The organism is Shewanella sp. Isolate8 (assembly GCF_022398495.1).
In the GTDB taxonomy this organism is placed as follows: Bacteria; Pseudomonadota; Gammaproteobacteria; order Enterobacterales; family Shewanellaceae; genus Shewanella; species Shewanella aquimarina.
Genome location: NZ_JAKEVI010000002.1, coordinates 634224 through 659378, shown reverse-complemented (window position 1 = coordinate 659378; position 25155 = coordinate 634224). Strand labels below are relative to the sequence as shown.

Below are 25155 nucleotides of genomic sequence, written 5' to 3'. Positions count from 1 at the left end.
TTTGGACGGCGCAGCCAAGATCCCTAATTAATGCCAATAAAAAAGGCGTCTTGTTAGACGCCTTTTCTCATCATTTACCTAATTACGCTTTCTATTATGCTTTCTCTGGAATACGTTCCAGTACGGCGAGGAGTAGCTTCCAGTATTGCTCGACGGTCTCGATAAGTACCATCTCATCAGGGCTGTGTGGGAAGCGGATGGTGGGGCCAATGGAAACCATATCCATCTCTGGGTAAGGCTTCTTGAACAGACCACACTCCAGACCCGCGTGGATCACCATGATGACGGGTTCCTTGTTGTAGATAGACTCGTAGGTGTCTTTCACAATCGCCATCACAGGAGAACTGCTGTCTGGCTTCCAGCCAGGGTAGGCGCCGCTGAATTCTACTTCGGCACCGGCCAGGTTGCTCAGGGCGGTTAGGTAGCCTTCGACCTCTTCGCGGCCCGAGTCGATCAGCGAGCGGATGAGACAGAGGATGCTTACCGATTCGGCTTCTGTGGTGATCACGCCAACGTTGAGCGAGGTCTCGGTCACGCCTTGGATCTCATCGCTCATGCGCATCACGCCGTTAGGGCAGGCGTTTAGCAGGTCGATCAGTGTCTGCTGGGTGGCTTCGCTCATCACCTGAGTGGCGGCCGGGATCTCGCTGAGGGTCAGCAGCATGTCTGGGTCGGCGATGGCCAGTTCCTGACGCACCAGATCTGTATATTCCTGGATCAGGGTTTCCAGGCGTGGCAGGTTTTCGCTTGGCAGCATGAAGCTGACGCTGGCCTCACGAGGGATGGCGTTACGCAGCGAGCCGCCGCTGAAGTTGGTCAGTTCCAGTGCCAGTTCGTCGGCGTGGTTAAACAGGAAGCGGGCCAACAGCTTGTTGGCGTTGCCGCGGCCCAGGTGAATGTTCACCCCTGAGTGACCGCCCTTAAGTCCTGAGAGTGTTAGGGTGTAGGTCGACAGACTCGGCTCGGCCGCCTGCCAAACCATAGGCACAGTGATTTGGGCATCGACGCCGCCGGCGCAGCCCATGTAGATCTCGCCTTCCTGCTCTGAGTCTGTGTTGATCAGGATCTCGGCGTCCAGGTAACCGGCTTCCAGGCCAAAGGCGCCTGTCATGCCCGCTTCTTCATCTATGGTCAGTAAGACTTCCAGTGGGCCGTGAGGGATGTTGTCGCTGCCGAGAATCGCCAGGGCCGACGCCATGCCGATGCCGTTGTCAGAGCCGAGTGTGGTGCCCTTGGCCTTGACCCAGTCACCGTCTACATAGGCTTCGATGGGATCTTTTTCAAAGTCGTGCACCTTGTCGGCGTTTTTCTGCGGCACCATGTCGATATGGGCCTGCAGGGCGACGATCTTGCGGTTTTCCATGCCTGGAGTCGCCGGCTTCTTGATGATCAGGTTACCGACCTTGTCTTCGACAACGCTGAGTTGTTTGTCTTTGGCCCAGTTTTGGATGTATTGGCTTAGTGCCTGCTCATGCTTGGAAGGGTGGGGAATGGCGCAGATCTGTTCAAACCACTGCCAAAGTGCCTGAGGTTGCAATTGACTTAATGTGCTCACGGACAACTCCTCTGTAATAAAGGTCTTTGAGGTCTAATTTGGCGATAGTCTATCATAGACTCTAGGGGCTCGGGGGGATTTGCCACTGGGCCTGGTGGGCATGAAAGCAGGCGGGTATCCCTCAAGTGTCATACTAAGTTGCCACCCACCAAAAGCTGCCTTAGGGGGCGGCATCATTATTTTCATTTGGCATTGGCGCCAGATAGGAGAATAATGCCAACTCTCACGACGATTAAGCCTTGCCTGACATGGCCTTAACCCAACCCTCAAACCTTGGGTAAGCGGCCTTACAGAGATTGCTGGGGTTAGTATTGTCTTTAGTGAGAGGTTGATATTCACGATAGGCAGGCAAAGATCTGTCAAAGCTCAGGGCGCTTATGTTGCTTATATAGGTGCCAATCGATTCGGCTAAGACCGAAAAACTGCTAGATGAAAAGGATGAGGCATGACTGGGGTTCAATTTATAGATGTAACAGATTCAGAAGCCATTTTTGACGATAACGCGTGGGATGCCGTGGTGCTGGTAACCCCTGGCCTAGACGCCATTGCCCAGGAGGAGCTGGCCATGCTCGCCAGCCATGGCGCCCAGGTGGATGCCAGGGTAGGGCGCTCGACCACCTTGTTGTTTGCCCCCGGGCTGGCCGGTGGCCGCCTGATTGTGGCGCCAGTCTCCGACAGCGACAGTGATATACAGGATGTTCGTGGTTATAGCGACGCCGCCCGTCAGGGGATAAAGGTGGCCTTCGATGCCGGCGCCAGACGCCCGCTGCTGATCGTCACACCCTCGACTCAGGCGAGGTATCAGCAATCTATGGGCGTCGCCGCGCTGGGCTGTGCCCAGGCGCTGTGGCAGGCGCTAGAGCGCCGCGAGGCCCTTGGCGAGATGGACAACATCTCACAGATCGGTCTGCTGGTAGACGAGAAGGCGGCCGAGCTGCTTAGTGCCATCGAGGCGGGTAAGCATTTGGCGCGTGACCTTTGCGGCACCGAGCCCGAGCGTATGTCGGCGCCCGCCTTCGCCCAGTACTGTGTCGATGCGCTTAAGGGGCTGGACCTGACCATGTCGGTTGTCGAAGACAGAGACGTGCTGGAGCGTGACTATCCACTGCTGAGCGCCGTGGGCCGCGCCTCTTTCGCCGTATCAAGGCATCAGCCTAGAGTGGTCAAGCTGGAATATAAGGCCGAGGGGCCTATCGATCGCAGCTACTTCTTTGCCGGTAAGGGCGTGGTGTATGACACGGGCGGGGCCGATCTTAAGGTTGGCGGCGCCATGGCCGGGATGAGCCGTGACAAGGGCGGCGCGGCCGCCGTTGCCGGCCTGATGAAGACCCTGGCCCTGCTGAAACCTAAAGGCGTTCGTGTGGTGGCCGAGCTTGGCCTGGTGCGTAACAGCATTGGCAGCGAGGCCTTCGTGACCGATGAGATCATCACCAGCCACGCCGGTGTGCGGGTGCGTATCGGTAACACTGACGCCGAGGGGCGCCTGGTGTTGGCCGATCTCCTGTCGCACCTCAGACTCAAGGCCCAGGATGCCGTGGCGCCTCAGTTGTTCTCGGTGGCTACCCTCACCGGCCATGTGGTGCGCGCCTACGGTGGTTATACCGCCGTGGTCGAAAATGCCGTGGCGCGGCAGCAGAAGGTAGGTGACAGCCTACAAGGGATCAGTGAGGCCTGGGGCGAGCCGATAGAGGTGTCACGCCTGCGCCGTGACGATTATCAGAAGATTGTCGATCCTTCTGGCGCGGCGGACGTGTTGTCATCCAACAACGCGCCTTCTTCTGTGACGGCAAGGGGACACCAGTATCCGGCGGCCTTTTTGCTGAAGGCTTCTGGCCTAGAGGCCCACGGCCTGTCGAGTGACAAGCCGATGGCCTATACCCATGTGGATATTGCCGGTAGCGCCACCGAGGGCGACCCGCTTTATGGCACGCCGACGGCGGCGCCACTTGTCAGTTTGTGTCAGATGATCCGCGGCTGATCAGCAACTCGCAGGGTTAAAATTTGACGAGGGCAACCATGGGGTTGCCCTTTTTCGTTGCAGGATCACAATAGGCTTTAAAAGCGTGATCTTGACCGGATCGGGAATCGGTGTTTGATGTAGTAAAATTACATTTTAAAGGGTTTTTTAAAAAAAATAGAAAAAAAGCTTGTAATAAAACTACATTTATCTATAATGGCTCTCGTTGGTTAGACACAGTGTCTTCCACCTCAAAGTCTATCCAGGATGGATAACTCTCCAAGGAACCGAGCGACAAGTTGACTGCGGCACCAGCCTGAAGATGAAGGCCTGCCAAGTTTCACTAGAGATTAATTTTTCAACTTTGTTAGGAGTTATTGACTATGTCTTATACAGGAATTCAGCACGTTTATTGGCAGAATACTTGGTTTTGTACCGATTCACTACGTGGTGGTCTGTACGCTATGACTTTCAAGGGCTAACTACCCCTAAAGTCGTTTGAACCTGGTTCACTCGATTAAAGTAGTTGCATCATCCATCAACCTTACCCCATTTGGGGATTTTTAGACTCAAGTTGTCTATTGCTCATTGAGCGGTAGGCCAGTGTAACCCGCTAGCGCGGTAACTCTTTCCTTTCGGAACACTTGAAACATGTCTCGCCTGCTCTTTGAGCAGGCTTTTTTTTTGCCTGAAATTTACCATCGACGCCTCGTCATTCGGGCGATAAATCTGGCGTAGATCACCTTTATGTCATCCTCTCGAGTCATGGCTCTAAACTGGCTCGCGTTTGCGCAATTATTGCGTATATAATCGTCGCTTGTTATCAAGTCGTTAACTTGGTTTCAACTTTTACCCTACCTAAATAAACCATAATTAAATCAAGGAACCTCGTTCCATGTTAGAAAAAGTATTTAAGTTAACCGAGCACCAGACAACGTTAAAACAAGAGGTGGTGGCCGGGCTGACCACCTTTTTAACCATGGCCTATATCATCTTCGTCAATCCCATGATGTTGGCCGATGCCGGCATGGACCATGGCGCCGTGTTTGTCGCCACCTGTCTGGCCGCCGCCGTGGGCTGCCTGGTGATGGGCATAGTGGCGAATTACCCTATCGCCCTAGCACCGGGCATGGGGCTTAACGCCTTCTTCACCTATACCGTCGTCGGCGAGATGGGCTATAGCTGGGAAACGGCCCTGGGCGCGGTATTCCTCTCGGGTATCTGCTTTCTGATATTGTCGCTGGTGAAGATCCGAGAATGGATAGTCAACAGCATTCCTATGTCCCTGCGTCTGGGGATCGCCGCCGGTATCGGCTTGTTTCTGGCGCTGATCGGTCTCAAGAGTGCTGGCATAGTGGTGGCCAGCCCAGCGACTCTGGTGACCATGGGCGATGTGACCGCCTTGCCGGCCGTGATGTCTGTGTTGGGCTTCTTCATCATTATCGCCCTGGTACACAGAGGTTATCAGTCGGCGGTGATCATCAGCATTTTGGGGATCACCGCGCTGGGCTTGCTGCTTGGCGACGTGCAGTATAACGGCATGGTCTCGACGCCGCCGTCGATTGCGCCCACCTTCATGAAGATGGATCTCGCCAACGTGCTCGAGGTCAGCATGCTTTCGGTGGTGTTTGCCTTCCTGTTTGTGGATCTGTTTGACACCTCTGGCACCCTGGTGGCCGTAGCTCAGCGCGGCGGCTTCCTCGACGACAGGGGCAGACTGCCGCGTCTTGGCCGCGCCCTGACCGCCGACAGCAGCGCCACTATCGCGGGGGCCATGTTGGGCACCTCGACGACTACTAGCTATATCGAGAGTACGGCCGGCGTGAGCGCAGGTGGCCGCACCGGACTCACCGCCGTGGTGGTGGGGATCATGTTCCTGCTGTCGCTGTTTATCTCGCCGCTGGCGGGCATGGTGCCGGCCTACGCGACTGCGGGCACACTCTTCTATGTCGCCATCTTGATGATGTCTGGCCTGGTGCATGTGGACTGGGAAGATCTGACCGAGGCCGCGCCTGTGGTGGTGGTCTGTATCCTGATGCCGCTGACCTTTTCGATCGCGACCGGGATCGCCATGGGCTTTATCGCCTATGCGGCCATTAAGCTGTTCAGCGGCCGCTATAAAGACCTCTCTGTTGGCGTGGTGGTGCTGGCGGCGCTCTTCCTGGCCAAATTTATCTATGGATAAGTCTATCTATGGCTAAGTGCTTTAAGGTTTCATGGGAGCTGGGCTTGACGTAAGTTGAGTTTTGCTCGGCTGTGATTAAAGGTCATACAATGTATGGCCTTTTTTATGGGCTTTTTTTAAAGGAAATTTGAAGGAAGGTAGACTGGCTCTAATCTTTTATCTTCCCCGCTACCATTTGCCCTGGGGATTGGGTATAACTTGGGGTTCGGTTTTTTTCTGTCTAAATGTCAATGAACTTAAGTGAGATAGGCTACCGCCGTGTGGTGGTAAAGTTGGGCACTAGCGTGCTCACCTCCGGATCGCGCCAGCTGGATAAGGCGCATATGGTTGAGCTGGCCAGACAAATGGCCAAGCTGATGAAGTCGGGTGTCGAAGTGGTGCTGTGCACCTCGGGCGCCATCGCGGCCGGACGCGAGCACTTAGGTTACCCCACACTGCCGGATACGGTCGCCAACAAGCAGCTGCTGGCGGCCGTCGGCCAGAGTCAACTGATCCTCGCCTGGTCACAGCTGTTTAGCATCTATGGGCTGCATGTGGGCCAGCTGCTGCTAACCCGCGCCGATCTGCACGACAGGGAGCGTTATCTCAACGCCAGAGACTCACTCAACGCCCTGCTGGCCAACGGCATCATTCCTATCATCAACGAGAACGATGCGGTGGCCACCAACGAGATCAAGGTGGGCGACAACGACAACCTGTCGGCCAGGGCGGCGCTGCTGTGCGATGCCGATCTGCTGATCCTTTTGACGGATCAGAAGGGGCTGTTCGATGCCGATCCAAGGGCCAACCCGGATGCCAAGCTTATCAAGCAGGTGGTAAATATCGACGACAGCCTGCGCAGCCTGGCGGGCGGCGCGGTTTCTGGCCTGGGCACAGGCGGCATGGCGACTAAGCTGCAGGCGGCGGATATTGCCCGCCGCGCCGGAGTCGAGGTGGTGATCGCCTCTGGTCATCATCCTAAGGTGATCTTAGATGCCGTATGTCAGCTGCCGGTGGGCACCCATTTTACCGCGCTGGAAAATCCGCTGGAGAGCCGCAAACAGTGGATCTTGGCGGGCCCGGCGACGAAAGGGCGGCTGGTGCTGGACAGCGGCGCCATCAATGCCGTGACCCTGAAGGGACGCAGCCTGCTCTCTAAGGGGATCTTGTCGGTGAGCGGCGCCTTTGATCGCGGCGCCACCCTGCAGCTGGTGGACGAGCTGGGGCGGGAGCATGCCAGAGGCATGAGCCGTTACAGCGCCAAAGACCTACAAAAGATCGCCGGTAAACATTCCGATGAAATTGAGTCGCTGCTGGGTTACGACTATGGTGATGCCATAGTGCATCGCAACGACATGGTGGTCTTGTAAGGTTTTCGGCAGAGTCAATTTGTGCAGATTAAAGATGAGTGGAACAGAAACGATGGACGATAAGCAGCAGTATTTAAACACTCTCGGTGAGCAGGCCAAGGCCGCCAGCTACGCCATGGCGAGCCTCTCGGCTTCGCAGAAGCGCGACCTGCTTAGGGCAATTGCCGCTAAGCTTAGCGATAAGAGCGCATCGATTGTCGCGGCTAACCAGCAGGATGTGGCCAAGGCGCGAGAAAATGGCCTGAATGATGCCATGATCGACAGGTTATTGCTCGACGATGCGCGTCTCTCTGGGGTTATCGCCGATATCGAAAATGTGGTGGCGCTGGCCGATCCTATCGGTAGCGAGCTGGAGAGTCAGCTGCTGGACAATGGCCTGCGCCTGTCCCGCCGCCGAGTGCCGCTGGGTGTGCTCGGGGTTATCTATGAGGCGCGCCCCAACGTAACCGTGGATATCGCCGTGCTGGCGCTGAAGACGGGCAATGCCGTGATATTGCGCGGTGGCAAGGAGACCCTGGCGTCTAACCTGGCCCTGAGTGAGGCCATCCGGGAGGCCATTGGCGAGCAAGGACTGCCCTGTGATGCGGTGCAGTTGATCCAAGATCCCGACCGCGCCTTAGTCTCTGGCCTGTTGAAGCTCGATAAGTATGTGGACATGATAGTGCCCCGAGGTGGTCAGAACCTGCAGCGCCTGTGCGCCGAGCAGGCGACCATTCCGGTGATCCTTGGCGGCATAGGGATCTGCCATCTGTATGTCGACAGTGAGGTGGAGCAGCTAAAAGCCATCGAGGTGATCGCCAATGCTAAGGTGCAGCGCCCGACCGTGTGTAACGCCCTGGATACTGTGCTTATCCATAGAGACCTTGCCAAGGTCTTCTTGCCGCAACTCTACGCCCGCCTCGGTGCCCTGGGCGTCAGTTTCTATGCCTGTGAGCAGGCCAAGACGATAGGTGAGGATGCCGGGGTAGCCACACACGAGGCGAGCGATGAGACCTTTGGTAACGAGTGGCTGTCTCTTAATCTTGGGGTTAAGGTGGTCGAGAATATCGATGAGGCGATCGCCCATATCCGTCGTTTCTCCAGTGGTCACTCCGAGGGGATCTTGAGCGATAACATACATGCCACGGCACACTTTATTAATGAGGTGGATGCGGCGGCTGTGTATGTCAACGCCAGCACCCGTTTTACCGACGGTGGCCAGTTTGGTTTGGGCGCCGAGGTAGCGGTATCGACCCAGAAGCTGCACGCCAGAGGCCCAATGGGGCTTGAGGCGCTCACCACCTATAAGTGGATCGGTGTCGGGGACTATACTGCCCGCGGTTAAGTTAAGAGCCATACATTTCGTAAAAAGGAGCCATCAGGCTCCTTTCTTATATCTAAACCTTCTTCATTTTAAACTGCCTTTGCGCTAATGAATCGGCATCTCTATTCGGCGCCCTTATATGAAACATATCTGGCTCTAATTACCTGACTCTCATACTAGCTACTCTTACCTGGCATTTTTACCGGGTACTCTGATCTAGCTTAGCCAGTGAGCAATTTAACTAATCCCCTTGGTGAATTTCACAACTTGTTTGGTAAAGTCATCAAGGTTAAAAAGTGAATCTTATTTAAAACCCCTTTAACAACAATGTCTTATCGTTTTGGCATCTTGTTTGCTTTGTCTTTATCAATCTCACAGGGAATCGGTTACGGAGCATAAGATGAAAAACAACATGGTTAACAAGACATTGGTCGGTTTAAGTCTGGTCGTAGGTTTGATGAGTGCGGGAGCCCATGCGGCCTCGAGCATCACGTTGAATGATGAATTTGATTATCACGGCCAGAAGGTGACTCTGGACATGGACGTGGGGCAGGCGGAGTTGATTGCCGGCGATCAAGATAAGGTGCGGGTCGAGGTGGTGGTGAAGGCCAACGACTCTAAGTGGTTTGGTTTCTGGCAGAACAGTGATGTGAGTTCGGCCAAGTTCGATATCCTCGACGATGGTGACAAGCTGGTATTAAGACTGGCGGATCAGGATGATGTGAACCAGAGGTGGCGTGTCTATCTGCCCAGTAATGCGGCGTTAAAGGTCGATGCTGGTGTCGGTGAGGTGTCTGTCGAAGGTCTCAGTGCCAGCATAGAGGTAGAGCTGGGTGTGGGGCGCGCCGAGATCAATCATCAGGCGAACTTTGGTGAGGTGTCACTCAAGTCAGGTGTGGGCGAGGTGAGCATTCGTGACGGTGGTCAGCGCCTGGAGGTGAATCAAAACCTGGTGAGCCAGAGCTATCATCAGCAAGGCGCCGCTGGCGATGATCATCTTTATGTCTCAGTGGGCGTGGGTGAGATAGACGTGCGCAACTAGCCACAGAAAATCGATAAGTGATAAGCATAAAAAAAACCGACCCTAGGGTCGGTTTTTTTTATGCAACGGCGTCTATCTCGAACAGCTTATGTTAGCCGATGACTTTAGTTCTCTGGCGTCAGCGCAGGGCCGGTTTTGGTTCGTAGGCGCTTAAGCTGAGGCAATAGCTGTTGCAGCGCCAGCGCGGTGAGGATAAGTCCCAGGCCGATGAAGGTCGACGGGGTGATGGTCTCTTGCAGGATCCAGGCGATGAAGCCCACCGAGAGAACCGGGGTGATAAATACTAGGGTACTCATGCTGGCGGTGCGATCCGCCTTCTTGAGGGCGACCAGCCAGAGGACGAAGGTGACGCCCATCTCAAACAGGCCGACATAGATGCCGGCGCCAAGGGCTTTGAGATCCCAGCTCGGCAGCGACTGGGTCAGCAGCAGGGTGATCACGATAAAAGGCAGTCCCACCATGAAGCTCAGCAGTAGGCTCACCACTGGGTCACCCTCATCCTTAGTGTTTACAATCCAGTAGAGCGACCACAGCAAGGTGCTGGTCAGTGCCAATAGCACGCCGGTGGCACTCTCGAAGCGCACGCTGGCTACTTCACCATTAGTGGCGATGACAAAGACCCCTAGATAGGCGATAAGTGCCGCGGTGAGATCGCTCTTGCGTAGCTTTTGTTTGAGTAGCGGCACCGCCAACAGGGGCAGCAATATGGCCCAGGTATAGTTGAGCGATAGCGCCTGCTGGGCGGGCAGCAGGGCATAGGCCTTAAACAACACCAGGTAATAGAGAAACGGGTTCAGCAGTCCGGTCTGCAGGTAAAACCAGGGGCGATTGACGAATTGGCGCCTAATGAGATGCAGCTTACCCGTGGCGGCCAGGATAACGCCTAGGGCGACGATAGAGGTCGAGACGGCGACAAACACCAGCTGCAGCGGCGTGAAATGGCTCAGCGCCAGCTTGAAGGCGGTGGCAACGGTCGACCAGAGTAAGATGGCCGCTAGGGCATAGAGATAAGCTTGGTTGGATGATTTCACTGAACCTTCTCACTAAACGAGACAACTAAAAAATCCCACGCGCCTGGGGCTCTGAGGGATATCTTCTTCGATTGCATGCATTATACGCTTCTTGTTTGCGGTTCGGCAGCTTTTAAGATCAAAAAAATACTCAATTAAGTTAATTTTTATCTTTGTTGCCCTTGTATTCCCATTTGGAGGCCCAATATAGGGTGTTAAGGAAAGATATTGGCTTGGAAAATTAGGCTTGAAAACGAATTCGCCTATCCCCATATCTGAATCAGATAACAAAGTTAGCGTTAGTTAAAAGTTTTTTGGAGGACTCCATGGGTAAAATTATTGGTATCGATTTAGGTACAACTAACTCTTGTGTAGCTGTACTTGATGGCGATAAAGCACGCGTAATTGAGAACGCGGAAGGCGATCGCACTACCCCGTCGATCATCGCATATACAGGCGAAGAAGTATTAGTTGGTCAGCCTGCGAAGCGCCAAGCTGTAACAAACCCAAAGAATACCTTCTTTGCTATTAAGCGTCTTATCGGTCGTCGTTTCAAAGATGACGAAGTACAGCGTGACGTAGACATCATGCCATTTAAGATCATCGGTGCAGACAACGGTGATGCATGGGTTGAAGCGCACGATAAGAAGATGGCACCGCCACAAGTTTCTGCAGAGATTCTGAAGAAGATGAAGAAGACTGCCGAAGACTACCTGGGCGAGCCAGTAACCGAAGCGGTAATTACCGTACCGGCTTACTTTAACGATTCACAACGTCAGGCGACAAAAGACGCCGGTCGTATCGCTGGCCTTGAAGTTAAGCGTATCATCAACGAGCCTACTGCTGCGGCACTGGCTTATGGTATCGACAAGAAGCAAGGCGACAACATCGTTGCGGTATACGACTTAGGTGGTGGTACCTTCGATATCTCTATCATCGAGATCGATAGTGTCGATGGCGAGCAGACCTTCGAAGTATTGGCAACTAACGGTGACACTCACCTAGGTGGTGAAGACTTCGATAACCGTCTGATCAACTACCTGGCCGACGAGTTCAAGAAAGAGCAATCTTTAGATCTGCGTAACGACCCATTGGCGATGCAGCGTCTGAAAGAAGCTGCCGAGAAGGCGAAGATCGAGCTGTCTAGCACCACACAGACTGAAGTTAACCTGCCATACATCACGGCAGATGCGACAGGTCCTAAGCACTTAGTGGTTAAGATCACTCGCGCCAAGCTTGAGTCTCTGGTTGAAGACCTGATCCAACGTTCACTCGAGCCGCTAAAAGTGGCACTGGCTGACGCAGACCTGTCTGTATCAGACATCAACGAAGTGATTCTGGTGGGTGGTCAAACCCGTATGCCTAAGGTTCGTGAAGAAGTTTCTAGCTTCTTCGGTAAAGAGCTGCGTCAAGACGTTAACCCAGACGAAGCGGTTGCTATCGGTGCTGCGGTTCAGGCGGGTGTACTTGCGGGTGACGTGAAAGACGTTCTGCTACTAGACGTAACGCCTCTGTCTTTGGGTATTGAAACCATGGGCAGCGTGATGACCAAGCTTATCGAGAAGAACACTACTATCCCGACTAAGGCTAGCCAGATCTTCTCAACAGCCGATGACAACCAAAGCGCGGTAACCATCCACGTGCTACAGGGTGAACGTAAGCAATCTAGCGCCAACAAGTCGCTGGGTCAGTTCAACCTGGAAGGTATCGAGCCTGCTCCACGCGGCATGCCACAAATTGAAGTGGCCTTCGATATCGACGCCGATGGTATCTTGCACGTGTCAGCGACTGACAAGAAGACAGGCAAGGCACAAAACATCACCATCAAGGCCTCTTCTGGTCTGAGCGATGAAGAAGTTGAAGCTATGGTACGTGACGCCGAGGCGCACGCCGATGAAGACGCTAAGTTCGAAGAGCTAGTGACTGCACGCAACCAGGCTGACGGCATGGTTCACGCGACCAAGAAGCAGATCGAAGAAGCGGGCGATGAACTGCCAGGCGAAGACAAAGAGAAGATCGAAGCGGCGATGGCTGAAGTTGAAACTGCCACTAAGGGCAAGGACAAAGAAGCTATCGAGAAAGCGACGCAAGCCCTGATGGAAGCGTCTGCCAAGCTGATGGAGATCGCTCAGGCTAAGGCGCAAGCTGGCCAAGGCGAGCAGGCTCAGCAGTCTAACGAAGCTCCTGCTGACGATGTTGTCGATGCCGAGTTTGAAGAAGTTAAAGACGACAAAAAATAATTCAGGCCCAGCCTAAATTATTTCCAGCGGGCGTTATGGGGTAACTCTAACGCCCGTTCGTACAACTCTAGCGCAGAAAGTATGAGACTATGTCAAAGCGAGATTATTACGAAGTATTGGGCGTAGGTCGCGACGCCAGCGAGCGTGAGATTAAGAAGGCCTATAAGCGCCTCGCCATGAAATTTCACCCGGATCGCAACCCAGGTGACAAGGCGGCCGAAACCAGCTTCAAAGAGGTAAAAGAAGCCTACGAGATCCTCACCGACAGCGACAAGAAGGCGGCCTATGATCAGTTTGGTCATGCGGGTGTCGATCCTAACCGCGGCGGTGGTGGATTTGGCGGCGGTGCCGACTTCGGTGATGTATTCGGTGACGTATTTGGTGACATCTTCGGCGGTGGACGCCGTGGTGGCCAGCGCCAGGCGGCGCGTGGCTCAGATTTGCGTTACAACCTGGAACTGTCGCTCGAAGAAGCGGTACGTGGCCTGACCAAAGAGCTACGTATTCCAACCTTAGCCACCTGTGATCTGTGTGACGGTAGCGGCGCCAAGAAAGGCACTTCGCCAACCACATGTGGTACCTGTCACGGCCAGGGCCAGGTGCAGATGCGCCAAGGTTTCTTCGCGGTGCAACAAGCCTGTCCTACCTGTCATGGCCGCGGTAAGATCATCAAAGATCCTTGCAGCAAGTGTCATGGCGAAGGTCGCGTAGAGAAGAGCAAGACGCTGTCGGTGAAAATTCCTGCGGGTGTGGATACCGGCGATCGCATTCGTCTGTCGGGCGAAGGGGAAGCGGGCGAGTTTGGCGCGCCTCCAGGGGATCTCTATGTACAGGTGACGGTACGCGAGCACGCCATCTTCGTGCGTGACGGTAACAACCTCTATTGTGAAGTGCCTATCTCTTTCAGCACGGCAGCACTGGGCGGCGAGATCGAAGTCCCGACACTCGATGGCAAGGTGAACCTGAAGATCCCATCGGAAACTCAGACGGGTCGTATGTTCCGTCTGCGTGGCAAGGGCGTCAAGTCGGTGCGCAGTCATGCGGTCGGCGACCTGCTGTGTAAGGTGGTGATGGAAACGCCGGTGAACCTGAGCGATAAGCAGAAAGAGCTGCTACGTGAATTTGATAACACCCTGACGGGTTCATCAAAAAAGCACAGCCCTAAGGCCGAAGGCTTCTTCGACGGTGTGAAGAAGTTCTTTCAGGACTTGAACAGCTAAGGTGTGCTGATACACAATAAAAAACCTCGCAACGCGAGGTTTTTTTATTGCTATTTTTTACCGCTATTCTTAATAGTCTAATACCAATCACAGTAAGTATTTGATCAGAAATAGCGCAGGAAAAACGCTTGAGAACAAAGCAAAATTTTTAGATAAGTAGTTATTCTACAATTAAAAATATTAATGCAGTTATCGAGCGTTTTAACAAGCTAGAATGATCAATTATTTATTACGATTGGTATAAATGAAGTTTCATGACAGATAAGGGATGAGAGATGAAGCAGTTAACCGCGGCGCTGGTAATACTTTTATTAGCCGGCTGCGCCACCACACAGTCACCCACCGGGCGTAAACAGACCCTGCTGTTTTCTTCGCAGCAGATGGATCAGATGGGGGCCGAATCTTTTGCCGAGATGAAGAAACAGCAGCAGGTGAGTCAGGATAAGCAGGTCAACCAGTATGTGGCTTGTGTGGCCAACCGCATCACCTCTGTGCTGCCCGGCCGTCAGCCCAGCTGGGAGGTGGTGGTGTTTGAATCGGAGCAGGTTAACGCCTTTGCCTTGCCTGGCGGACATATAGGTGTCTATACCGGCCTATTGAAGGTGGCGAAGAATCAGGATCAGCTGGCGACGGTTATCGGCCATGAGGTGGCCCATGTGCTGGCCAACCACAGCAACGAGCAGGTATCTCGGGCGCAGATGACGGGGGTGGGGATGCAGATTGCCGGCGCCGCCATCGACGTCAGCGGCCTGAGCAACAAAGATCTCTATATGTCGGCGCTGGGGCTAGGTGCCCAGTATGGCTTTATTCTTCCCTATGGCCGCGCCCAGGAGAGCGAGGCTGATGTTATGGGCCTAGAGCTGATGGCCAGAGCCGGGTTCGACCCCAGCCAGAGTATCAACCTGTGGCAGAACATGGCCAAGGCGGGAGGCAGTCAGGGCCCCGAGCTGTTATCGACCCATCCGTCACACGACCATCGCATCGCCGATCTGCAGCAGATGCTGCCGCAGGTGACGCCTCTGTATCGCACAGCAAGCGCCAGTGGAAAAAATCGCTGCGACTAGGGGCAATTTTTGGGTTTTTTATCACAGTTTGTGATAAAATCCGCCGCGAAATTAATTGAATAAATGAGAGTACAATCATTATGTCTGATAAGTTCACCACAATTGAACAGCACGCCAGCTATGGTGTTGGCCGCCAATTAGGCGAGCAACTCGCAGCTAACTCATTCGAAGGTATCGATATTTCAGCTGTTCAAGTTGGTCTGTCAGATGCGTTTGAAGGTAAAGAGAGTGCCGTCTCTATGCAAGATCTTCAAACTGCATTCACTGAGATTAGTCAGCGTATTCAAAAGGTTCAGGAAGAAGCTGCCGCGGCTGCATCGGCCGAAGGCGAAGCTTTCCTTGCTGAAAACCAACAGCGTGACGGTGTTGTGACTTTGGAATCGGGTCTGCAATACGAGATCATCACCGAAGGTTCAGGCGACAAGCCAAGCTATGATTCAACTGTACGTACTCACTACCATGGTACTTTCATCAGCGGTGACGTATTCGACAGTTCAGTACTACGTGACCAGCCTGCCGAGTTCCCAGTATCTGGCGTTATCGCCGGTTGGACCGAGGCACTGCAGCTGATGCCTGTAGGTTCTAAGTGGAAGCTATATGTACCGCATCACCTGGCCTATGGCGAGCGTGGCGCAGGTGCCTCAATTCCTCCGTATTCGGCCCTAGTGTTCGAAGTGGAATTGCTCGACATTCTCTAATCGAAAAAGCCTAAGCGTTTGCTTAGGCTTTTTTTTGAAATGATTTGGCGTTAGCCTTGTGCTCAATTAACAGTAGCAAATGTTTAGGAGAGTTAGATGACAGAGCAAGTAAGAGTGGCGATAACCGGTGGCAGTGGTCGCATGGGCCGAACTCTTATTGAATCGGCAAAACTCAGCAGCAATATCTATCTAGGTGCGGCGGTTGAGCGTGCGGGTTCGACTTTGATTGGTGTCGATGCGGGCGAACTCGCCGGTGTGGGTGCCATGAATGTTGCCATCACTGATTCACTGGACAATGCCGTAGACGATTTCGATATCCTGATCGACTTTACCTCGCCCGAGGCCAGTGTGGTGCATACCGACTGGTGTTCGCGTAACGGTAAGGCGATTGTCATCGGCACGACCGGCTTCAATCATGCTCAGAAAGAGCAGATTGCGGCCTACGCAGAGAACACGCCGATTGTGATGGCGCCTAATATGTCTGTGGGCGTTAACCTGATGTGGCGCCTGCTGGAGCTGGCCGCCGAGGTGATGGGTGACTATACCGATATCGAGATCATCGAAGGTCACCACAGACACAAGAAGGATGCGCCTTCGGGCACCGCACTTAAGATGGGCGAGGTGATCGCCGAGGTCTTGGGTCGCGATCTGGAAAAATGTGCCGTCTATGGCCGTGAGGGGATCACCGAAGAGCGTAGCCGTGAGACCATAGGTTTCTCTACTATTCGCGCCGGTGACCTAGTGGGCGAGCATACCGCCATGTTTGCCGACATTGGTGAGCGCCTGGAGATCACCCATAAGGCATCGAGTCGTATGACCTTTGCCAACGGTGCCATGCGCGCCGCATTTTGGCTGGGCGATCAGGGCCCGGGATTATACGACATGCAACAGGTCTTAGGCCTGAAGGATTAGTATTTAAAAAAAACGCCTATTTGGCGTTTTTTTTTGAAAGAAAGTACCGCTTATCTATAGACGAGTTGCACTATTACCTATAAAATAGTCGGAATTTGTCAAAATTTCGTATTTAAGCGGAAGTTGGTATTTTAAACACAAAATAAAACCTTATTATTCAATGGCTTGGCTCTTTTCGGAGGTCGCGTTGACAAAGTCTGCCTTACTCGTACTCGAAGATGGAACCGTATTCTCTGGCACTGCAATTGGTGCTGATGGACTCGCAGTTGGTGAAGTGGTATTTAACACTTCCATGACGGGTTACCAAGAGATCCTCACGGATCCTTCCTATTCTCGTCAAATTGTTACTCTAACCTACCCGCACATTGGTAACACTGGTACCAATAGTGAAGATACCGAATCTGATGCCGTACATGCTTGTGGTTTGATCATCCGTGATCTACCGCTACTGGCGAGCAACTTCAGAAATCAGCAATCTCTCAGCGATTACCTAAAAAGCAACAATGTTGTAGGCATTGCCGATATCGACACGCGTAAACTGACACGTATCCTCAGGGAAAAAGGGGCACAAGCGGGTGCCATCTTAGTGGGTGACATGGATGAAGCTAAGGCGCTGGCGGCTGCTAAAGCCTTCCCTGGCTTGAAAGGCATGGACTTGGCCAAAGAGGTGACCACACAGCAGCAATACCAATGGCGCAGCGGTAGTTGGCGTCTGGTGGGCGGCTTGCCGAGTGACACCCCTGAGTCAGAACTGAAATACAAGGTCGTGGCCTATGACTACGGCGTTAAGCGCAACATTCTGCGTATGTTGGTTGACCGCGGTTGTGATGTGACTGTGGTACCGGCGCAAACCCCAGCCTCAGAAGTGCTGGCGATGAATCCAGATGGTATCTTCCTGTCAAACGGCCCTGGTGACCCAGAGCCATGTGACTACGCCATCGAAGCGATTCAGACTTTCCTTGAGACAGACATTCCACTCTTCGGTATCTGCCTTGGCCATCAGCTGTTGGCACTGGCCTCAGGCGCGAAGACACTGAAGATGAAGTTTGGTCACCATGGTGCCAACCACCCGGTCAGCAACCTGGAGAAGGGCAACGTGATGATCACCAGCCAGAACCATGGTTTTGCCGCCGATGAAGCCAGCCTGCCGGCCAACGTCAAGGTGACTCACAAGTCGCTGTTCGACGGTTCGCTACAGGGCATCCATCTGACCGACAAGCCAGCGTTTAGCTTCCAGGGACACCCTGAGGCAAGCCCGGGTCCTCACGACGCCGCGCCGCTGTTCGATCACTTTATCGAGTTGATCGAAGAATATCGTCATAACGCCAAGTAGTCCGGGAGAAAGTTTCAGCAATGCCAAAACGTACAGACATAAAAAGTATTCTTATCCTGGGTGCTGGCCCGATTGTTATCGGTCAGGCATGTGAGTTTGACTACTCTGGTGCCCAGGCGTGTAAGGCGCTTCGTGAAGAGGGTTACCGGGTTATTCTGGTGAACTCTAACCCAGCGACCATCATGACAGACCCAGAGATGGCCGATGCGACCTACATCGAGCCTATTCACTGGGAAGTGGTGCGCAACATCATCGCTAAGGAACGTCCCGATGCGATTCTGCCGACCATGGGCGGTCAGACGGCATTGAACTGTGCCCTGCGCCTCGAGGCAGAAGGTGTGCTGGCCGAATTTAACGTCGACATGATAGGTGCAACCGCCGATGCCATCGACAAGGCTGAAGACCGTAGCCGTTTCGATGCGGCGATGAAGAAGATTGGTCTCGAGTGTCCTCGCGCCGGTATCGCCCGCAGCATGGAAGATGCCTACGAGGTACTCGAGCAGGTTGGTTTCCCTTGTATTATCCGTCCATCATTTACCATGGGTGGCTCGGGCGGTGGTATCGCCTACAACAAGGAGGAGTTCGAGGAGATCTGTTCTCAGGGTCTCGAGCTGTCACCGACCAACGAACTGCTGATCGATGAGTCGCTCATCGGTTGGAAAGAATATGAGATGGAAGTGGTTCGTGACCGCAACGATAACAGTATCATCGTCTGCTCTATCGAAAACTTCGATCCTATGGGCGTGCACACCGGCGACTCTATTACAGTGGCCCCGGCGCAGACCCTGACAGACAAAGAATATCAGCTGATGCGTAACGCCTCTCTGGCGGTACTGCGCGAGATCGGCGTCGAAACCGGTGGCTCAAACGTTCAGTTTGGTATCAACCCGAAAGATGGTCGCATGGTGATCATCGAGATGAACCCACGTGTATCACGTTCATCGGCCCTGGCCTCTAAGGCGACAGGTTTCCCTATCGCCAAGATCGCCGCTAAGCTGGCCGTGGGCTTTACCCTGGATGAGCTGAGCAACGACATCACAGGTGGTGCGACACCAGCCTCATTCGAGCCAGCCATCGACTATGTGGTCACTAAGGTTCCACGCTTCAACTTCGAGAAGTTTGCCGGTTCAAATGACCGTCTGACCACTCAGATGAAGTCAGTGGGCGAGGTGATGGCTATCGGTCGTACCTTCCAGGAGTCGCTGCAAAAGGCACTGCGCGGTCTCGAGGTTGGCGTTAATGGCCTAGATCCTATCGTCGATGTAGAAGATAACGATGCCCTGTCACGCATTCGCCACGAGCTGAAAGAGCCGGGCGCCGAGCGTATCTGGTATATCGCCGATGCATTCCGCGCCGGTCTGAGCATGGATGCCATCTTCAAGCTGACCAATATCGACCCTTGGTTCCTAGTTCAGATTGAAGAACTGCTATCACTTGAAAACCAGGTGAAAGAAGCTGGCATGGCTAGCATGGACAAAGACTTCCTTTACAAGCTTAAGCGTAAAGGTTTCTCCGATGCGCGCCTGGCGGCCCTGATGGGGGTCAGCGAGTCTGAGATGCGTAAGCTGCGTTACCGTCACGAAGTGTACCCAGTGTACAAGCGCGTCGATACCTGCGCCGCCGAGTTCTCAACTGACACCGCCTACATGTACTCTACCTATGAGGAAGAGTGTGAGGCTAACCCATCTAACCGCGACAAGATCATGGTATTGGGTGGTGGTCCTAACCGTATCGGCCAAGGCATCGAATTCGATTACTGTTGTGTGCACGCGGCGCTTGCCTTGCGTGAAGATGGTTACGAGACCATCATGGTCAACTGTAACCCAGAGACAGTATCTACCGACTACGACACCTCAGATAGACTCTATTTCGAATCTGTAACCCTGGAAGATGTGCTGGAGATCGTTCGCATCGAGCAGCCTAAAGGGGTTATCGTGCAGTACGGTGGCCAGACGCCACTGAAACTGGCCCGTGACCTGGAAGCCGCCGGTGTGCCTATTATCGGTACAAGCCCGGATGCGATCGACCGCGCCGAAGACCGTGAGCGTTTCCAGCAGGCGATTCAACGCCTAGAGATGAAGCAGCCAGAAAACGATACCGTCACCACGGTAGAAGGTGCCGTGATCGCTGCCGAGCGTATCGGTTACCCTCTGGTGGTGCGTCCATCTTACGTGCTGGGTGGCCGCGCGATGGAGATTGTTTACGACGAACAAGACCTGCGCCGTTACTTCAACGAAGCCGTTAGCGTCTCTAACGCCTCGCCAGTATTGCTGGACCGCTTTCTCGATAACGCCACCGAGGTGGATATCGATGCGGTATGTGACGGCACAACCGTAGTGGTTGGCGCCATCATGGAGCATATCGAGCAGGCGGGTGTTCACTCGGGTGACTCAGGATGTTCTCTGCCTCCTTACACCTTGAGCCAGGAGATCCAGGATCAGATGCGCGAACAGGTGCGCAAGCTGGCGATGGAACTTGGGGTTGTAGGTCTGATGAACGTGCAGTTCGCGGTGCAGGACAACACCATCTACATGATCGAGGTTAACCCGCGTGCGGCCCGTACCGTACCATTTGTCTCTAAGGCGACGGGTGTACCCCTGGCTAAGATAGCGGCGCGCGTCATGGCTGGTCAGACACTTGAGCAGCAGGGCTTTACCAAAGAGGTGATTCCACCTTTCTACTCAGTGAAGGAAGTGGTACTGCCATTTAACAAGTTCCCGGGTGTTGACCCGCTACTTGGCCCTGAAATGCGCTCGACCGGTGAGGTGATGGGTGTAGGTGCTACCTTCGCCGAGGCTTATGCCAAGGCTGAGCTGGGGGCAACCTCTGAGGTGCCTAAGTCTGGCCGCGCGCTACTCTCTGTGCGTAACAGCGATAAGAAGCGTGTTGCCGACCTGGCCGCCAAGCTGATTGAGCTAGGTTATGAGATCGATGCGACTCACGGTACGGCTGTGGTGCTTGGTGAAGCCGGTATCAATCCGCGTCTGGTAAACAAGGTACACGAAGGTCGTCCGCACATTCTTGACCGTATCAAGAACGATGAGTACACCTATATCGTGAACACCACCGAGGGCCGCCAGGCGATCGAAGACTCGCGTCAGCTGCGTCGTGGCGCCCTGCGTTACAAGGTGAACTACACCACGACTCTGAATGCCGCCTTTGCGACCTGTATGGCACACTCTGCCGACAGCCGCACCAATGTGACTTCTGTGCAGGAACTGCATCAGCGCATTAAAGGTTAAGGGTTAACCCTTGATAAGAGGCCGCGCAAGCGGCCTTTTTTATGGGCGCTTTAGGGGGTGAGAGATAACCAATGAGGCAATCAACAAGCCGGTTATATGGCGCGAGTTTGTTTGCTTCGGGCGCGCTAAGGAACACACAGTTCTGCGGGCGTACTAACAAACTCTTGGGGAACCGATAGCTTATCCCGTCATCAGGGTATAGAATAGATGGATTCCAAGCGTTCTTTATTCCTAGTCGGTGGCCCAAGTGGTCAGGCTGACTAGGTTGCTTTTGTTTTGAGGAGACGAGTGTTCCTATGAATAAGGTTCCAATGACAGTTGTTGGTGCAAATCAACTGCGTGAAGAGTTAGATTTTTTGAAGTTTGAGAAGCGTCCAAAAATTGCCGAGGCCATTGGGGTGGCGCGTGAGTTGGGCGATCTGAAAGAGAACGCCGAATACCACGCCGCCCGCGAAGAGCAGGGACTGTGCGAGGCTCGTGTACGAGATATCGAAGGTAAGCTGTCTAACGCACAGATCATCGATGTGACTAAGATGGAAAACACGGGCCGAGTGATCTTCGGTACCACTGTTACTATTTTGAACCTGGATACCGAAGAGGAATTTACCTACCGTATCGTGGGTGAAGACGAGGCCGATATCAAGGCTAACCTGCTCTCTGTTTCTTCACCAATTGCTCGCGGTCTGGTGGGTAAATCGGAAGGGGATGAAGTCTCTATTCAGACTCCAGGTGGCATGACAGATTATGAGATCACTGCGGTCGAGTATATCTAACTTGCGCTAGGGTCGGTCGACGACCGCTTCATACTTGGTATGTAAAGTAGCAACAAAAAAGCCGCTATCGATAGCGGCTTTTTTGTTGAGTCCAGGAGCTATTTGGCTCTTGGTACGGCAATCTTCATCTCTGGAGATTGACGGAATAGGACCAATACGTGACCGATAAGCTGAACCTTTTCAGCTTGAGTTTCGCGTACGATGGCGTCAACGACTGCATTTTTTAGCTCTCTGTCTCCAGAGGCAACTTTCACTTTGATTAATTCATGATGAGAGAGTGCATTATCAATTTCAGCCAGTACACCTTCAGTCAGGCCATTGGCACCAAGCTGCACAACAGGCTTGAGGTTATGTGCTAAGCCTTTTAGATGCTGTTTTTGTTTGGTTGTTAAGTTCATTTCTACCAACTTTATGCTGAGTTACTGTTGAAAAACCGCTATTCTACCCTCATATAGCCTTTGTGTAACTCATATTTGTTGCGGATTTTAAATGTCAGGTAAAAAACGAACGGCCAGTTCCGCCCGATGGATGCAGGAACATTTCGATGATCATTATGTTAAGTTGTCGCAGAAACGGGGATTGCGTTCGCGAGCTGCGTTTAAAATAGAAGAGATACAACAAAAGGATAAGCTGATCCGCCCTGGCATGACTGTGGTGGATCTCGGTGCAGCCCCGGGTGGCTGGTCACAGATCGCCGTGAAGCTGGCGGGAGAGACTGGCAAGGTTATCGCTTGCGATATCCTGCCTATGGATCCCATCGTCGGTGTCGATTTTCTGCAAGGCGATTTTCGTGAAGAAAAGGTGCTCGATGCCTTACTCGAACGAGTTGGCGATGCTAAAGTCGATGTTGTGTTGTCGGATATGGCACCTAATATGAGTGGCACAGGTGGTGTGGATCAGCCTCGCGCCATGTATTTGGTGGAGCTGGCACTGGATATGTGTCATCAGGTGTTGGCACCAAATGGTAGTTTTGCTGTCAAAGTCTTTCAGGGGGAGGGCTTTGATGAGTATATGAAGGCGGTGAGACAGGCATTTACCACCGTTAAAACACGTAAGCCAGACTCGTCGCGACCGCGTTCGCGTGAAGTCTATCTTGTGGCGACGGGTTACAAGTTGTAGTAACCTAACGTCAGTAACCGCAAGACTGTATGAGGTCTAGTAATTTTGAGTGATATGGCAAAAAATTTAATTCTCTGGGTTGTCATCGCCGTCGTGCTGATGTCAGTGTTTCAGGGCTACTCCCCCTCTTCATCGAACTCCATGAAGATGGATTATTCTACTTTCTTGGACGATGTACGCTCCGGGCAGATTAACACTGTCGAGGTGAAGAGCGACCAGCGCACCATCGAGGGTACCAAAAGAACCGGGGAAAAATTTATCACTATCATGCCTATGTATGATCAGGATCTGATCAACGATCTTGACCGCAAGGGTGTGACCATGAAAGGTCAGGAAGCCGAAGAATCAGGTTTCCTCACGCAGATCTTCATCTCTTGGTTCCCTATGCTGTTACTCATCGGGGTATGGATCTTCTTCATGCGCCAGATGCAGGGCGGTGGCGGCAAAGGCGCCATGTCTTTCGGTAAGAGTAAAGCCAAGCTGATGAGCGAAGATCAGATCAAGACCACCTTCGGTGACGTTGCCGGTTGCGACGAGGCCAAGGAAGATGTCAAAGAGCTGGTCGATTACCTCAAAGAGCCGACTAAATTCCAGAAACTGGGTGGTCGTATTCCGACAGGCGTACTGCTTGTTGGTCCTCCTGGTACAGGTAAGACCCTGCTTGCTAAGGCGATTGCCGGTGAAGCTAAGGTACCTTTCTTCACGATTTCAGGTTCCGACTTCGTCGAGATGTTTGTCGGTGTTGGTGCCTCCCGTGTGCGTGACATGTTCGAGCAGGCAAAGAAGTCAGCACCTTGTATCATCTTTATCGATGAGATCGACGCCGTAGGTCGCCAGCGTGGTGCCGGTGTCGGTGGTGGTCACGACGAGCGTGAACAGACCCTAAACCAGATGCTGGTTGAGATGGATGGCTTCGAGGGTAACGAAGGTATTATCGTTATCGCCGCGACCAACCGTCCAGACGTATTGGATGCTGCCTTGCTGCGTCCGGGTCGTTTCGACCGTCAAGTGGTGGTTGGCCTGCCAGACGTACGTGGTCGTGAGCAGATCCTTAAGGTGCATATGCGTAAGGTGCCGCTGGCCGATGACGTTAAGGCGAGCGTGATTGCCCGCGGTACGCCAGGTTTCTCTGGTGCCGATCTGGCTAACCTGGTAAACGAGGCGGCGCTGTTTGCTGCCCGTGGTAATCGCCGCGTGGTGGGCATGGAAGAGTTCGAGAGCGCCAAAGACAAGATCATGATGGGGGCCGAGCGCCGCACCATGGTGATGTCTGAAGAAGAGAAAGAGATGACCGCCTATCACGAAGCGGGTCACGCTATCGTCGGTTGTCTGGTGCCTGAGCACGACCCTGTGCATAAGGTCACCATCATTCCGCGTGGCCGCGCCCTGGGGGTAACCTTCTTCTTGCCTGAGGCCGATGCCATCAGTCAGAGTCGCCGTAAGCTGGAGAGTCAGATCTCTGTGGCCTACGGTGGACGTATCGCCGAGGAGCTGATCTACGGCAGCGAGCGCGTTTCTACCGGTGCCTCTCAGGATATCAAGTATGCAACTACCATTGCGCGCAACATGGTCACCCAATGGGGCTTCTCAGAAAAGCTCGGCCCGGTATTGTATGCCGAAGATGAGGGCGAAGTATTCCTGGGTCGCAGCATGGCTAAGGCGCAGCATATGTCGGATGAGACGGCTGCCATTATCGATGTCGAAGTTAAACAGCTGATCGATAACAACTATGGCCGTGCCCATCAGTTCCTGACAGATAATATGGATATTCTTCATGCGATGAAAGATGCGCTGATGAAGTATGAGACTATCGATGCGACTCAGATTGACGATCTGATGGCCCGTCGTGAGGTACGTGCGCCGGCCGATTGGAACATGGATGAAAATGGTTCTAACGGCAAAGGTAATGGCGGTCGTGGCGAGGCGGTGAAGTCGCCTGAGCCGAGCGAGACCGAAGCCGAGCCTGCGAGTGAGCCAAAAGAAGGTGATGAATCACCTGTAGTTAAGTAATCATCTTTGCGATAGATTAATTGCATTGTCTAAGAAAACCCCTTAACGGGGTTTTCTTGTTTACGTCTTTAGCGTGTGATCGAGGAGCCTCTCTTGCAGCAAGGGTTTCAACTTGTCTGTGGCGATAAATGCCTGGACCTTTC

The 25155-nt window shown here is 53.4% G+C and carries 18 protein-coding genes; 15 read left to right on the top strand and 3 right to left on the bottom strand.

What is annotated here, in order from left to right:
• Nucleotides 1–94 precede the first annotated feature (94 nt).
• The gene (locus tag L1D43_RS12050; RefSeq protein ID WP_239851870.1) at nucleotides 95–1555 is read right to left on the bottom strand and encodes an aminoacyl-histidine dipeptidase; all 1461 of its coding nucleotides are present in this window, start codon (nucleotides 1553–1555) and stop codon (nucleotides 95–97) included.
• A 445-nt stretch (nucleotides 1556–2000) separates the two neighbouring features.
• Between L1D43_RS12050 and L1D43_RS12045 the strand changes: the two genes are divergently transcribed.
• From L1D43_RS12045 to L1D43_RS12025, 5 genes are all read left to right on the top strand, one after another.
• Complete coding sequence (locus L1D43_RS12045; RefSeq protein WP_239851869.1) at nucleotides 2001–3533, top strand: leucyl aminopeptidase family protein; 1533 nt, start codon at nucleotides 2001–2003, stop codon at nucleotides 3531–3533.
• 874 nt (nucleotides 3534–4407) lie between these two features.
• Nucleotides 4408–5697, top strand: coding sequence for an NCS2 family permease (locus tag L1D43_RS12040; protein WP_239851868.1), 1290 nt, complete (start codon nucleotides 4408–4410; stop codon nucleotides 5695–5697).
• A gap of 230 nt (nucleotides 5698–5927) precedes the next feature.
• Complete coding sequence (gene proB / locus L1D43_RS12035) at nucleotides 5928–7046, top strand: glutamate 5-kinase (RefSeq protein ID WP_239851864.1); 1119 nt, start codon at nucleotides 5928–5930, stop codon at nucleotides 7044–7046.
• 34 nt (nucleotides 7047–7080) lie between these two features.
• Nucleotides 7081–8370 (top strand): glutamate-5-semialdehyde dehydrogenase, encoded by a 1290-nt coding sequence (locus L1D43_RS12030; RefSeq protein WP_239851863.1) that lies wholly within the window; start codon nucleotides 7081–7083, stop codon nucleotides 8368–8370.
• 379 nt (nucleotides 8371–8749) lie between these two features.
• Nucleotides 8750–9391 carry a hypothetical protein gene (locus L1D43_RS12025; RefSeq protein WP_239851860.1) on the top strand — a complete coding sequence of 214 codons (642 nt, stop codon included), beginning with the start codon at nucleotides 8750–8752 and terminating at the stop codon, nucleotides 9389–9391.
• 104 nt (nucleotides 9392–9495) lie between these two features.
• Here the strand turns inward: L1D43_RS12025 and L1D43_RS12020 are convergent, their stop codons facing one another.
• Nucleotides 9496–10422: a DMT family transporter gene (locus L1D43_RS12020; RefSeq protein ID WP_239851857.1), complete on the bottom strand. Its 927-nt coding sequence runs from the start codon at nucleotides 10420–10422 to the stop codon at nucleotides 9496–9498.
• A 305-nt stretch (nucleotides 10423–10727) separates the two neighbouring features.
• Here L1D43_RS12020 and dnaK point away from each other — a divergent pair, with 305 nt between their 5' ends.
• From dnaK to greA, 8 genes are all read left to right on the top strand, one after another.
• Nucleotides 10728–12641, top strand: coding sequence for a molecular chaperone DnaK (gene dnaK / locus L1D43_RS12015; protein WP_041509091.1), 1914 nt, complete (start codon nucleotides 10728–10730; stop codon nucleotides 12639–12641).
• An 89-nt stretch (nucleotides 12642–12730) separates the two neighbouring features.
• Nucleotides 12731–13861 (top strand): molecular chaperone DnaJ, encoded by a 1131-nt coding sequence (gene dnaJ, locus L1D43_RS12010; RefSeq protein ID WP_239851856.1) that lies wholly within the window; start codon nucleotides 12731–12733, stop codon nucleotides 13859–13861.
• A 275-nt stretch (nucleotides 13862–14136) separates the two neighbouring features.
• Nucleotides 14137–14925, top strand: coding sequence for a M48 family metallopeptidase (locus tag L1D43_RS12005; RefSeq protein WP_239851853.1), 789 nt, complete (start codon nucleotides 14137–14139; stop codon nucleotides 14923–14925).
• A gap of 80 nt (nucleotides 14926–15005) precedes the next feature.
• Entirely contained in the window at nucleotides 15006–15623 is a 618-nt protein-coding gene (locus L1D43_RS12000) for an FKBP-type peptidyl-prolyl cis-trans isomerase (RefSeq protein WP_041509094.1), read from the top strand.
• Nucleotides 15624–15719: 96 nt separating this feature from the next.
• Complete coding sequence (dapB, locus tag L1D43_RS11995) at nucleotides 15720–16535, top strand: 4-hydroxy-tetrahydrodipicolinate reductase (protein WP_011866637.1); 816 nt, start codon at nucleotides 15720–15722, stop codon at nucleotides 16533–16535.
• 160 nt (nucleotides 16536–16695) lie between these two features.
• Entirely contained in the window at nucleotides 16696–17868 is a 1173-nt protein-coding gene (gene carA, locus L1D43_RS11990) for a glutamine-hydrolyzing carbamoyl-phosphate synthase small subunit (RefSeq protein ID WP_239851851.1), read from the top strand.
• A gap of 20 nt (nucleotides 17869–17888) precedes the next feature.
• Nucleotides 17889–21110, top strand: a complete 3222-nt coding sequence (gene carB / locus L1D43_RS11985; protein WP_041509095.1) for a carbamoyl-phosphate synthase large subunit — start codon at nucleotides 17889–17891, stop codon at nucleotides 21108–21110.
• Between the two features lie 296 nt (nucleotides 21111–21406).
• A complete protein-coding gene (greA, locus tag L1D43_RS11980; RefSeq protein ID WP_239851849.1) occupies nucleotides 21407–21883 on the top strand; it encodes a transcription elongation factor GreA in 477 nt (158 codons plus the stop codon).
• Between the two features lie 98 nt (nucleotides 21884–21981).
• Here greA and yhbY read toward each other — a convergent pair whose 3' ends face one another.
• The gene (gene yhbY / locus L1D43_RS11975; RefSeq protein ID WP_033537396.1) at nucleotides 21982–22281 is read right to left on the bottom strand and encodes a ribosome assembly RNA-binding protein YhbY; all 300 of its coding nucleotides are present in this window, start codon (nucleotides 22279–22281) and stop codon (nucleotides 21982–21984) included.
• 91 nt (nucleotides 22282–22372) lie between these two features.
• Between yhbY and rlmE the strand changes: the two genes are divergently transcribed.
• Together rlmE and ftsH are read left to right on the top strand one after the other, a co-directional pair.
• Nucleotides 22373–23002, top strand: coding sequence for a 23S rRNA (uridine(2552)-2'-O)-methyltransferase RlmE (gene rlmE, locus L1D43_RS11970; protein WP_041509097.1), 630 nt, complete (start codon nucleotides 22373–22375; stop codon nucleotides 23000–23002).
• A gap of 45 nt (nucleotides 23003–23047) precedes the next feature.
• Entirely contained in the window at nucleotides 23048–25012 is a 1965-nt protein-coding gene (ftsH, locus tag L1D43_RS11965; protein ID WP_275659125.1) for an ATP-dependent zinc metalloprotease FtsH, read from the top strand.
• Nucleotides 25013–25155: the final 143 nt, after the last annotated feature.